This is a genomic window from Streptosporangium roseum DSM 43021 (assembly GCF_000024865.1).
Lineage (GTDB): Bacteria > Actinomycetota > Actinomycetes > Streptosporangiales > Streptosporangiaceae > Streptosporangium > Streptosporangium roseum.
Window position 1 is genome coordinate 9464229 of the sequence record NC_013595.1, and the last position, 11904, is coordinate 9476132.

The 11904-nt window shown below is 70.9% G+C and carries 10 protein-coding genes; 3 read left to right on the top strand and 7 right to left on the bottom strand.

Features of this window, described 5'->3' with window-relative positions; translation table 11 throughout:
- Window positions 1–202 precede the first annotated feature (202 nt).
- The 4 genes from SROS_RS41450 to eno form a co-directional block, all read right to left on the bottom strand.
- Window positions 203–1162 carry a Ppx/GppA phosphatase family protein gene (locus SROS_RS41450; RefSeq protein WP_012894949.1) on the bottom strand — a complete coding sequence of 320 codons (960 nt, stop codon included), beginning with the start codon at window positions 1160–1162 and terminating at the stop codon, window positions 203–205.
- Window positions 1159–1755, bottom strand: a complete 597-nt coding sequence (locus tag SROS_RS41455; RefSeq protein ID WP_174435275.1) for a DUF501 domain-containing protein — start codon at window positions 1753–1755, stop codon at window positions 1159–1161. Before SROS_RS41455 ends, SROS_RS41450 begins: the two co-directional genes overlap by 4 nt.
- Window positions 1756–1796: 41 nt before the next feature.
- Window positions 1797–2204: a septum formation initiator family protein gene (locus SROS_RS41460; RefSeq protein ID WP_043654021.1), complete on the bottom strand. Its 408-nt coding sequence runs from the start codon at window positions 2202–2204 to the stop codon at window positions 1797–1799.
- A 196-nt stretch (window positions 2205–2400) separates the two neighbouring features.
- Window positions 2401–3678: a phosphopyruvate hydratase gene (gene eno, locus SROS_RS41465; protein WP_012894952.1), complete on the bottom strand. Its 1278-nt coding sequence runs from the start codon at window positions 3676–3678 to the stop codon at window positions 2401–2403.
- A gap of 111 nt (window positions 3679–3789) precedes the next feature.
- Between eno and SROS_RS41470 the strand changes: the two genes are divergently transcribed.
- Window positions 3790–4533, top strand: coding sequence for a class I SAM-dependent methyltransferase (locus SROS_RS41470; protein ID WP_012894953.1), 744 nt, complete (start codon window positions 3790–3792; stop codon window positions 4531–4533).
- A 7-nt stretch (window positions 4534–4540) separates the two neighbouring features.
- Here SROS_RS41470 and SROS_RS41475 read toward each other — a convergent pair whose 3' ends face one another.
- Genes SROS_RS41475 through mfd form a run of 3 tightly spaced genes read right to left on the bottom strand, consistent with a single transcriptional unit; the run spans window position 4541 to window position 9683 of the window.
- On the bottom strand, window positions 4541–5494 hold the full coding sequence (locus SROS_RS41475; RefSeq protein WP_012894954.1) for a nucleoside triphosphate pyrophosphohydrolase: 954 nt from the start codon (window positions 5492–5494) through the stop codon (window positions 4541–4543).
- 10 nt (window positions 5495–5504) lie between these two features.
- A complete protein-coding gene (locus SROS_RS41480) occupies window positions 5505–6125 on the bottom strand; it encodes a SurA N-terminal domain-containing protein (RefSeq protein WP_012894955.1) in 621 nt (206 codons plus the stop codon).
- Between the two features lie 27 nt (window positions 6126–6152).
- Window positions 6153–9683 carry a transcription-repair coupling factor gene (gene mfd, locus SROS_RS41485; protein ID WP_043654026.1) on the bottom strand — a complete coding sequence of 1177 codons (3531 nt, stop codon included), beginning with the start codon at window positions 9681–9683 and terminating at the stop codon, window positions 6153–6155.
- 169 nt (window positions 9684–9852) lie between these two features.
- On the opposite strand from mfd, the gene SROS_RS41490 reads away from it, so the two are divergent.
- Together SROS_RS41490 and cysC are read left to right on the top strand one after the other, a co-directional pair.
- Entirely contained in the window at window positions 9853–10587 is a 735-nt protein-coding gene (locus SROS_RS41490; protein WP_012894957.1) for a class I SAM-dependent methyltransferase, read from the top strand.
- A 79-nt stretch (window positions 10588–10666) separates the two neighbouring features.
- Window positions 10667–11896 (top strand): adenylyl-sulfate kinase, encoded by a 1230-nt coding sequence (gene cysC, locus SROS_RS41495; RefSeq protein ID WP_012894958.1) that lies wholly within the window; start codon window positions 10667–10669, stop codon window positions 11894–11896.
- Window positions 11897–11904 lie beyond the last annotated feature (8 nt).

Consider the following 11904-nt stretch of genomic DNA (forward strand, 5'->3'; position numbering starts at 1 on the left):
ACGGCGGCTAGCTTACGAGCTAGTCCGGACATGAGGGGATGCTCCGTTTCGTTAGGAACGAAAGTGCGCTCCGGAGACGGTTGCCGCCCCGACACCAGCTGTGCCGGGCCCCACGGCAAAGCCTCGCTAAAGCTTCTTTACCTAACCATAAAACGGAAGGGTCCCTCAATACTCCCTCAGCATATGAAATGTCCAGATGTTGTTAAGGTTTAGACACGGACCAGGCGATTCCATCCAAAATGTCGTGTTCACTGACAACAACATCGGTGAAACCGAACCGTTCCATAATCCGGTCCAGAATCAGCGCCCCCGCGCCGATCACGTCGACCCGGCCGGGATGCATGACGGGAATGGCCGCCCGTTCATCGTGGGTCATCGCCAGCAGTCGTTCGGAAACCTCACGGACCTGATTTACCGCAATCCGTGAGTGGTGAATTTTATCCGGGTCATATCCGGGCAGGTCAAGCGCTATTCCCGCAACGGTGGTGACAGAGCCGGCGAGGCCGACCAATGTGAGCGCCCGCTCCACCGCGACCTCCTGGGCGACCCGGTCGAGCGCCTCGTCGATGTCCGCGACCACGGCCTCCAGCACCTCGGCCGGCGGCGGGGCGCCCGCGTCGCGCAGGTGCCGCTCGGTCAGCCGGACGCAGCCGATGTCGACCGACAGCGCGGCCTCCACATGCGTGGAGCCGAGCACGAACTCGGTGGAACCACCGCCGATGTCGACCACCAGGTACGGCGGGCGGGTGCCGTCGGGGGTGGGCAGGCCGGTCTCGGGCGAGAGCCGTACCAGGTCGCGGGTGGCGCCGGTGAACGACAGCTCCGCCTCCTCGGCGCCCGTGATCACCTCGGGCTCCACGCCGAAGATCTCGCGCACGCCGTCCACGAAGTCCTGCCGGTTGGCGGCGTCCCTGGTGGCGCTGGTGGCCACCACACGGACCGCGGAGGCACCGTGCTGGTCGATGAGCTTGGCGTAGCCGCGCATCGCGCCGAAGGTGCGCTCCAGAGCCTCCGGAGCCAGTCTGCCGGTCTTGTCCACTCCCTGGCCGAGCCGGACGATCTCCATCCGCCGCTCGACGTCGGTCAGGGTGTCGGCCTCGATGTCCGCGATGAGCAGACGGACGGAATTGGTGCCACAGTCGATGGCGGCGACGCGGGTCACTTGCTCTCCTCTTCGGTGATCGCGGTCACGGCCGCCCCTCCGGCGCCCCCGGCCGGGGACGCCTCCTCGCCCTGCCGGGTCTCGGCCCCGGTCTCCGCGACGGAGCAGCAGGGCCCGTCGGCCCACCACTCACCGAGCGCGTCGAGGGCCTCGCGGCCGAAGGGGTTGCTGCCGGGGACCGCCAGCTCGTGCCCGACCAGGGCGTGCAGGCACTTGACCCTGGCGGGCATGCCCCCGGTGCTCTGCATGTCCCTGGGCAGCGGCTCCAGGCCGTCCTCCGCGGCGGCCTTGTCACGGCGCGCGATGTAGTCGTCGTGGGCGGCCTGGTAGGCCTGGGCCAGGGCGGGATCCTCGGCGAGCCTGGCCTGCATGGCCCGCATCATCCCGGAGGTCTCCAGCGTGCCGATGGCCGAGGCCGCCTTCGGGCAGGTCAGGTAGTACAGCGTCGGGAACGGCGATCCGTCGGGCAGCCGGGGCGCGGTCTCCACCACGTCGGGCAGCCCGCACGGACAGCGGTGCGCCACCGCCCGCAGCCCCCGTGGCGTCCGGCCGAGCTGCCGCTCCACCGCCGCCACATCGCGATCATCCACCATCCGTGACACCCCCTGAGAAGACGGCACCCAGGTTATCGGGGTCATCCCGCGCCCCCGGCCGCCTTCTGGCCCTTCCCGGTGTCGGCGGCCTCAACCGACTCCCAGAGCGTCTGGTACCACGGCGGCCTGACGACCTTCTTCTCCCCCGTCGTGCCCTTGCCCTCCGAGCGCTCCCTGCCCATGACGACGTAGCACTTGTGCCCGGGGTCGCAGTAGAAAAGCCGCTCCCTGGCCTGCCGCTTGATGTAGCCGGGGTCCTGGAGCTGCTTGTGCCGGTCGTCGAGGGCCTTGATGGCCTCAAGCTCCTTGACCTGCTGCTGCTGGAGCTGGGAGATCTGGCGGCGCTGCGCGATGTACTCCCGCACCGGGTAGGCGAGGCTCATGGCGATCGCGCACACCAGGATCGCGAGGATCGCCGCCCGTCCGGTCAACTGCGGCCGTTTCGCCATGCACCCTCTCCCGTCTGTGCTCCCTGCCGTGCCACGCACGCCGGCCCGGTCTCCCGGCCCGGCGGCCCTCCCGCGCCACGGCACGGACGCCACCGGCGACCTCCCCGCGCCCCGGCACGGAACCGGGCACCGGGCGGTCTCCGGCGCGGTACGGCTTGTGCCCGACCAAATCGGGCGCAAGCCGTACCGTGCGAAACTACCGCTGGAACCTCGGGAACGCCGCGCGACCCGCGTAGCGGGCGGCGTCGTCGAGAAGCTCCTCGATGCGCAGAAGCTGGTTGTACTTGGCCACGCGGTCGGAGCGGGCCGGGGCGCCGGTCTTGATCTGGCCGCAGTTGGTGGCCACGGCGAGGTCGGCGATCGTGGTGTCCTCGGTCTCGCCGGAGCGGTGGCTCATCATGCAGCGGTAGCCGTTGCGGTGGGCCAGGTCCACGGCGTCGAGGGTCTCGGTCAGGGTGCCGATCTGGTTGACCTTGACCAGCAGCGCGTTGGCGGTGCCCTCGGCGATGCCGCGGGACAGCCGCTCGGGGTTGGTCACGAACAGGTCGTCGCCGACGAGCTGGACCTTGTCGCCGATCGCCCTGGTGAGAGCGTTCCAGCCCTCCCAGTCGCTCTCGTCCAGCGGGTCCTCGATGGAGACCAGCGGGTAGTTCGCGACCAGGTCCTCGTAGAAGGCGATCAGCTCGGCGGCGGACAGGCCCTTGCCGTCGATGGTGTAGAGGCCGTCCTTGTAGAACTCCGAGGCGGCCGCGTCGAGGGCCAGGCCGATGTCCTCGCCGGGCACGTAGCCGGCCTTCTCGATGGCGACCAGGATCAGGTCCAGCGCGTCGCGGTTGGACGGCAGGTTCGGCGCGAAGCCGCCCTCGTCGCCCAGGCCGGTGGCGTAGCCCTTCTCCTTCAGCACGGCCTTGAGCGCGTGGTAGACCTCGGTCCCCATCCGCACGGCCTCGCGGAACGACTCGGCGCCGATCGGCGCGATCATGAACTCCTGGATGTCCACGTTGGTGTCGGCGTGCGCGCCACCGTTGACGATGTTCATCATCGGAACCGGCAGCACGTGCGCGTTCGGGCCGCCGAGGTAGCGGAACAGCGGCAGCTCGGCGCTCTCCGCGGCGGCCTTGGCCACGGCGAGGGAGACACCCAAAATGGCGTTGGCACCCAGACGGGCCTTGTTCGGCGTGCCGTCCAGGTCGATCATGACCTGGTCGATGCTGCGCTGCTCGGCGGCGTCGAACCCGAGGATCTCGTCGGCGATCTCGTCGGTCACGCCGAGAACGGCCTTCTCCACACCCTTGCCGCCGTAGCGCTCATCGCCGTCGCGCAACTCCACGGCCTCGAACTGGCCGGTGGACGCGCCGCTCGGAACCGCGGCGCGAGCTTCGCTGCCGTCGTCCAGCAGGATGTCGACCTCGATCGTCGGGTTGCCCCTGGAGTCAAGGATCTCGCGGGCGGTGACGCCCTCGATGGAAGCCACGAAGCGCTCCTAAAGTCGCAGGACAGTTTGCCTCAGAAGCCTACCGATGCCTACTTGCCGGTACGGCGGCCGCCATCCCCTCCGGGCGGGTCGTGTGTTCCAATCGGAGGCATGCGCGATCTCGCAGCGCTCGACCGGATCCGTGAACTGCTGATCCCGGTCCTGCCGGAGCCCACCTCCGATGCCGGATATCTCGACCTCCTCGGGGAGAAGTCCCCCGCCGGGTCTCCGGCACAGCGGCTCATGCGTTCGGGGTTCCTGCCGAGGATCTACGAGCGGTTCTGGCGGCCCGCGCTGATCGGGGCGATGAAGGGCCCGCTCGGGCCGGACACCGGGCAGGAGGAGGCGCTGGTCCGCGCGATGCTCGCCCTGGGGCCCGCCGACCTGGTGCTGGACGTGGCCTGCGGTCCGGGCAACATCACGCGGGCCCTGGCCCGCGACGTCGACGACGGGCTGGTCGTGGGGATCGACGCCTCGGCGACGATGCTCGCCCGCGCGGTCCGCGACACCCCGGCGGGACACATCGGTTACGTCCGCGGGGACGCCGTGGACCTGCCCTTCCGGCCCGCGAGCTTCGACGCGGTGTGCTGCCTGGCCGCGCTCTACCTGTTCGACCGGCCCTTCGAGGCCCTCGCGGGCATGGCCCGGGTGCTCAGGCCCGGCGGCCGTATCGCCCTCCTGACCACCCGGCGGCTGCCGCTGGCCGGCCCGGTCAACGACGTGGCCGGCGCGGTCTCGGGGGTCCGCATGTTCGGCGACCGCGAGGTGACCGGCGCCCTCGCCCGGCTCGGCTTCTCCGGGGTGCGTCAGAAGACCTACGGGCTCATGCAGTTCGTGAGCGGGCGCCTGACCTGACCGGCCCTCAGGCGTCCCCGGCCTCCCACGCACGGACCCGGTCGCGGTAGAGGCGGGCGGTGGCGCGCAGCTCGGCCTCCGGATCGAGACCGGCCACGTGCGCCTGCCGTACGAGCTCGAACAGCCGTGCCCCCAGGTCGCCGGCGGAGGGCTCGGCGGGGAGGACGGCGGGAGCCCCGGCGCGCTCGGCGCGGCGCAGGAGCTGGGCCGCGAGGGAGAGAGCGGGCTGGCCCATCGGGACGCCGTCCACGACCGACCCCGAGTCGCCGCCGTTCTTGGCCGCGCGCTCGGCCGCCTTGATGGTCTCCCAGTTGTCGCTGACCTCCTCGGCGCCCTCGACCCGGGTGTCGGCGAACACGTGCGGGTGGCGGCGGACCAGCTTGGAGACGATCCCGTCGGCCACGTCGTCGATGTCGAAACCGTCGGCGCGGTCATGGGCGACCCGCGCGTGGAAGACCACCTGGAGCAGCAGGTCGCCCAGCTCCTCGCGCAGGGCGGCGTAATCGCCCTCCTCGATGGTCTCCAGCACCTCGTAGGCCTCTTCGAGGAGGTACGGCACCAGCGACTCGTGGGTCTGACCGGCGTCCCACGGGCAGCCGGTCCGGAGCCGGTCCATCACCGCGACCAGGTCGAGCAGCCGTGCCCCCGGCAGGTCGTAGGAGCCGGGGACGACCTCGATCACCGGCGGGTCCTCAAGCGCCACGGCCGCGTAGCCGATGGAGCGCATGAGCGCCTCGTCGGCCTCCAGCCACACGACGGTCCCCTCACACGCCTCCCGGACCAGGGCGGCCGGATCCGGCGTCACGACCTCGACGGCGATCCCCGCGTCGGCGAGGTAGGGCAGGTGCGGATGGTCCGCCGACCCGGTGCGCACCGGACCATCCTCAAGGACCTGCCAGGCGCGGCGGCTGAGCAGCCCCGGGGCGACCCGGGACGAGGTGGTGACGACGATCAGGGGCATGCCGTCGAGGCTACTGCTGCGGCGCCGCGGCGGGGCCCGCGCCGAAACGGCCGTTGTCGAGGAAGATGTTCGGCTGCTCCTGGCTCGGCTGCGCGTTGATCTGCCCGTAACGGGGGTTCCAGGTGATCTTCACGCTCGCCAGGTCCTTGATGGCCTGCTCCTGGCCCCGCTGGAGGGCGGCCTGGTCGCTGCCGCCGCCGTACTTGGCCATGAGCTTGGTCATCAGCAGCTTCGCCCTGGTGAAGTCGCGCGACTGCGAGGGCGCCACGGCCTGCTGGAGCATCTGCTGCTCGTGCTGGGCCTGGCCGCCGGTCGCCGCGATCACCTGATCGATCTCCGCGTCGGTGACCGTGACGCCCTTGCTCTCGGCCACCTTGGTGTACTGCTTGGCGGTGGCGAGCTGGAAGAGCACGACCTGCGGAAGGCTGCCGGGGAACTTCAGATCCGCCACGGAGACGTTGGCCTTCGCCAGCGCGGCCTCGAACTCCCGGACGTTGCCGTCCAGCTCGTTGGAGCTGATCCGGTCACCGCCCACCACCGCGGCGGCGCCGGCCTGCGTCGGAGAGCAGGCGGTCAGCGCGACACCCGCGGCGGCGACCGCCACGATGACACGCACTCGAGTCGACTTCACATGCGATCCCTTCACGACAAACGCCGCTCATTTTACCGGCATGTTCTGGAGGAACATCGCCTCGACCAGATCCCCGCACCACTTGAGCAGATCCAGATCGCGCAGCGGCTGACCGCCGAGGGGCCTGGTCTTGGGGACGGGCACCAGCAACGTACCGGTTGCCGGCTTCAGCAGCGCCTTCGGGTACAGGCGCTGGAGCCTGACCTGCTGGGAGTCCCTGAGCGTCACCGGGGCGAACCTGATGTGCTGGCCCTGCAGGGTGACGTCGGTCAGCCCGGCCACGCGGGCGCGGATCCGGAAGCGGGCGACCTCCAGCAGGTTCTCCACCTCCTGCGGCGGCCTGCCGTACCGATCGACGAGCTCGTCGCGGACCGCGGCGATGTGGACGTCGGCGCCGATCCCGGCGATCCGCTTGTAGGCCTCCAGGCGCAGCCGCTCGGAGGTCACGTAGTCGTGCGGGATGTGCGCGTTGATCGGCAGCTCGACCTTGACGTCCGGCCGCTCCTCCTCCACGGAGCCGCCCGACAGCTTGGCCTTCTGCTCCTGCACGGCCTCCGCCATCATCCGCACGTAGAGGTCGAAGCCGACGCCCGCGATGAAGCCCGACTGCTCGGCGCCCAGGATGTTGCCCGCGCCGCGGATCTCCAGGTCCTTCATCGCCACGTACATGCCCGCGCCCATCTCCGTGTGCTGGGAGATGGTGGCCAGCCGCTCGTGGGCGGTCTCGGTGAGCGGCTTCTCCGGCGGGTACAGGAAGTAGGCGTAGCCGCGCTCGCGGCCCCGGCCGACCCGGCCGCGGAGCTGGTGGAGCTGGGACAGGCCGTAGTTGTCGGCCCGGTCCACGATCAGCGTGTTGGCGTTGGGCACGTCCAGGCCCGACTCGACGATCGTGGTGCAGACGAGCAGGTCGAACTCGCGCTCCCAGAAGCCCACCATGATCTTCTCAAGCTGGTGCTCGTTCATCTGGCCGTGCGCGACGGCGACCCTGGCCTCGGGCACGAGCTCGCGCAGCATGGCCGCGACCTTGTTGATGCTGGAGACGCGGTTGTGGACGAAGAAGATCTGGCCGTCGCGCATCAGCTCGCGCCGGATCGCGGCGCCGATCTGCTTGTTGTCGTAGGGGCCGACGAAGGTGAGGATCGGGTGCCGCTCCTCCGGCGGGGTGAGGATCGTCGACATCTCGCGGATGCCGGTCAGGCCCATCTCCAGCGTGCGCGGGATCGGCGTGGCGGACATGGCCAGCACGTCGACCTGCGTCCGCATGTGCTTCATGGCCTCCTTGTGCTCGACGCCGAACCGCTGCTCCTCGTCGATGATGATCAGGCCCAGCTCCTTGAACCTGACCTCCGGCGAGAACAGCCGGTGCGTGCCGATCACCACGTCCACCGAGCCCTCGCGCAGGCCCTCCAGCGTCGCCTTGACCTCGCCGTCGCTCTGGAAACGCGACATCGGCCGGACGTTCAGCGGGAATCCGGAGAACCGCTCGGCGAAGGTGGACAGGTGCTGCTGGACCAGCAGCGTGGTCGGCACCAGCACCGCCACCTGCTTGCCGTCCTGCACGGCCTTGAACGCCGCCCGCACCGCGATCTCGGTCTTGCCGTAGCCGACGTCGCCGCAGATCAGCCGGTCCATCGGGATCCCGCGCTCCATGTCGCGCTTGACCTCGTCGATGGCCTCCAGCTGGTCGCCGGTCTCGGCGTAGGGGAAGGCGTCCTCCATCTCCCGCTGCCACGGCGTGTCGGGGCCGAAGGCGTGTCCCGGCGAGGCCATCCGGGCGGAGTAGAGGCGGATCAGCTCCCCGGCGATCTCCTTGACCGCCTTCTTCGCCTTGGTCTTGGCCTTGGCCCAGTCGGCGCCGCCCATCCGGTTGAGCGTCGGCGACTCGCCGCCGACGTAGCGGGTGACCTCGTCGAGCTGGTCGGTCGGCACGTAGAGCCGGTCGCCCTTGGCGTACTCGATCACCAGGTATTCGCGGGTCGCGCCCTGCACGGTCCGCTGCACCATCTCGACGTAGCGGCCCACGCCGTGCTGCTCGTGCACCACGTGGTCGCCGACCTTGAGCTGGAGCGGGTCGACCATGTTGCGCCGCTTGGACGGCAGCCGCCGCATGTCCTTGGTGGACGCCTTCTGCCCGACCAGGTCCAGGTGGGTCAGCACGGCCAGGGTGGGGCTGACGAAGCCGTGCTCGATCAGGCCGGTGCTGACGTGGACGACCGTCCCGTCCGGCGCCCGATCGAGCGCCCTCTCCAGCCGCGCGGGCAGATCCACGCCCTTGAGCAGCTCGACCATCCGCTCGGCGGGGCCGTGGCCCTCGCTGAGCAGCACGACGACCTTGTCCTCCTCCAGCCAGCCCTTGATGTCGCCCAGCGCGCGCTGGGTGTCGCCCCGGTAGGCCTCCGACTCGCGCGCCTGCAGGACCAGCCCGTCGCCGAGGTCGTCGCCGCCGAACGGCGCGATCGACCACCAGGGCTGGCCGAGCTCCCGCGCGTGGTCACGGATCTCCTCCAGCGTGCGGAACGCCGCCGCCCCCAGGTCGATCGGCGCCTCCCCGCCGGACGCCGCGTTGATCCAGGACGCCTCCAGGAACTCCTGGCTGGTCCGCACCAGCTCGTCGGCGCGGCCGCGGATGCGCTCCGGGTCGCACACGAACACCGCCGCCTGCGCCGGCAGGTGGTCGATGAGCAGGTCCATCTCCCCGGCGAGCACCGGCGCGAACGCCTCCATGCCCTCCATCGGGACGCCCTCGGCGAGCTGGTCCAGGATCTCAGCGAGCGCCGGATGCAGCTCGGCGAGCTCCCGCGCCCGCCGCCTGACGTCCTCCGTCAGCAGCAGCTCACGGCAGGGGGCCGCGAACAGCCCCTCCTCCGCCACCTCCAGCGACCGCTGGTCGGCGACCTTGAACCAGCGGATCTCCTCGACGCTGTCGCCCCAGAACTCCAGCCGGAGCGGGTGCTCCTCGGTCGGCGGGAAGACGTCCAGCAGGCCGCCCCTGACGGCCACCTCGCCGCGCTTCTCCACCATGTCGACCCGGTTGTATCCGTTCTCCACGAGCCGGTGCACGATGCCGTCGAGATCGGCGTCGTCACCGGCGCGCAGCCGTACCGGGCGGAGGTCGCCCAGACCGCGCACGATCGGCTGGAGCACCGCCCGGACCGGCGCGACGATCACCTGCAGCGGGCCCGCGGCGACGTCGCCCTCAATCGGGTGGGCCAGCCTGCGCAGTACGGCGAGCCGCTGGCCGACCGTGTCGCCGCGCGGCGACAGGCGCTCGTGCGGCAGCGTCTCCCAGGCGGGGAAGACGGCGACGGTGTTCGGGTCGAGCAGGCTGGTGAGCGCCGCGGCGAGATCCTCGGCCTCGCGCCCGGTGGCGGTCACCGCGAGAACGGCCCGCGCCCCGTCCTTGGCCCCCTCCCTGGCCAGCGCGGCCACGGTGAACGGCCGCAGCGCGGGTGGCGCGATCAGCGACACGTCGGAGGAGTCTCCCCCTCGGACGTCCTCAAGAACGGAAGCCAGCTTCGGCTCCCCTGCGACAAGGTCCAGCAGTCCGGAAAGGCTCATCAGATTCGCCCACAGCCCCACGACGGCAACACGACAGGCCCCCGGCCGGTGAGGCACGGGGGTACCACCCAAGGCTACTTGCACGCGGGCTTCCTCCCGCAGGGAGATCGCTGCGGTGAGGAGTGGGAAATGCGCGACGAATCGTATTGAGTTGACTACTCTTAGTTACATGTCAGAGGTACGGTCGGTCGTCGCGCGAGACGACATATTCAGTCGGCGCATCCGCGAGCAGTGGACGGGGCAGTCGGGCCGGCGGCTCGACGTCCTGATCGCCGGATGCGGGTGGCCCGACCCGCTGGAGCTGGAGCTGGACCAGATGGAGGCCCGGGTCACCGGGATCGACGAGGACCTGCCGGTGCTGCGGGCGAGCACGTCCACGCGTAAGGACCTGGACTCCTGGGCGCTGGGGGACCTGCGGTCGGTGCCGGTGCCGCCGCGGTCGTTCGACATCGTCCACGTGTCGTTCCTGCTGGAGCGGATCGAGCACCCCGAGCTGGTGCTCGACCGGCTGCTCACCGGGCTGCGGCCGGGCGGGCTGCTGCTGCTGCGGATGCGCGACAGGGCCTCCGCCTACGGGACGTGCGACCGGCTGGCGCCCTCCGCGCTGCGGCGGACGCTGTGGCACAGGTTCGCCCCGCCCGGCACCGTGGGCCCCCTGCCCCCCTTCTACGGACAGGTCACCTCGCGCGAGGGGATGCACTCCTTCTGCCTGACGCGCGGCCTCATGGTGACCGACGACGCCTCCGCGACGAGCGGGCCGGCGCTGCGCGGGCCGCTGGGCAGGCTGGCCCGCGTGGCCTGCTCCCTGGTGGAGACCCTCTCCAGGGGGCGGCGGCCCTCCTCGCACGATGAGATCATCATGGTGATCCGCAAACCCCAGAGCCACTTCGCCCGGTTGATCTGAGAGTCACCTGGCTGGTGCGGGGGAAACGGAGTGGGTAAGCTGACGAAATCCGACTAATTCGATCGGGATTGTGGAGCAGATGACGGCGCCTTTCGAGTGGACCCCCGACGCCCGTGAGCTGGCCGATCTGGAGCTGCTGCTCTCCGGTGCCTTCCAGCCGCTGACGGGCTTCCTGACCTCAGCGGACGCGCACGCGGTGGACGAGCACGGCACGCTGGCGGACGGCACTCCGTGGCCCGCGCCCGTGACGCTCGCGCTGCCCGACGACCACCCCGCCGCGCCCGGCGACCGGATCACGCTACGCGACCCCGAGGGCGCCGCGCTGGCCGTGCTGACCGTCACCGAGCGGGCGGACGGGGCCGTCGCAGGCCCGCTGGAAACGCTGGACACGCCCGAGCACGGGCCGTTCGCCCGGCTGCGCCGCACTCCCGCCGAGGTCCGCAAGGAACTGTCCGGCCGGGAGGTGCTGGCGGTCACCATGCGCGGGCCGCTGGACGACCTGGAGGAGATCAGGGCGACCGCCGAGGAGCTGGACGCGGCGATCCTGCTGCTCCCGCTGGCCTTCGGCGAGGCGGGCCCCGCCGTGGTCCGCGCCGCGCTCAAGGCCCGCGACCGGCTGCCCGAGGGCACGCTCGTGGCCGTGGTGCCCCTCGCACCCCGGCACGAGCCCAGCATCGACCTGGAGCTGCGCGAGCACGTGGCGGAGGCCTACGGCGCGACGGAGCATCTGGCCGGCCCCGAGCCCGTGACGCTTCCCGGGCCGCCGCACCGGCGGGGACTGGTGGTCTTCTTCACCGGCCTGTCGGGCTCCGGCAAGTCCACCGTCGCGCGAGGGCTGCGTGACGCGCTGCTGGAGCGCGGCAGCCGTACGATCACCTATCTCGACGGCGACGTGGTCCGTCACCTGCTGTCGGCGGGGCTGAGCTTCTCCAAGAAGGACCGCGACCTCAACATCCGCCGGATCGGGTTCGTCGCCGCCGAGGCCGCCAGGCACGGCGGCCTGGCGATCTGCGCGCCCATAGCGCCCTACGCCGCCACCCGCGACGAGGTCCGCGCGATGGTCGAGGCCGTCGGCGCCGACTTCCTGCTCGTCCACGTGGCCACGCCGCTCGCCGAGTGCGAGCGCCGCGACCGCAAGGGGCTCTACGCCAAGGCCCGGGCCGGGCTCATCCCCGAGTTCACCGGCGTCTCCGACCCCTACGAGGAGCCCGACGACGCCGACCTGGTCGTCGACACCACCTCGATCAGCGTGGACCGGGCCGTCCAGCAGGTGCTGGATCCGCTGGTCCAGGGAGGGTGGGTCCGTTGAGAGGCGAC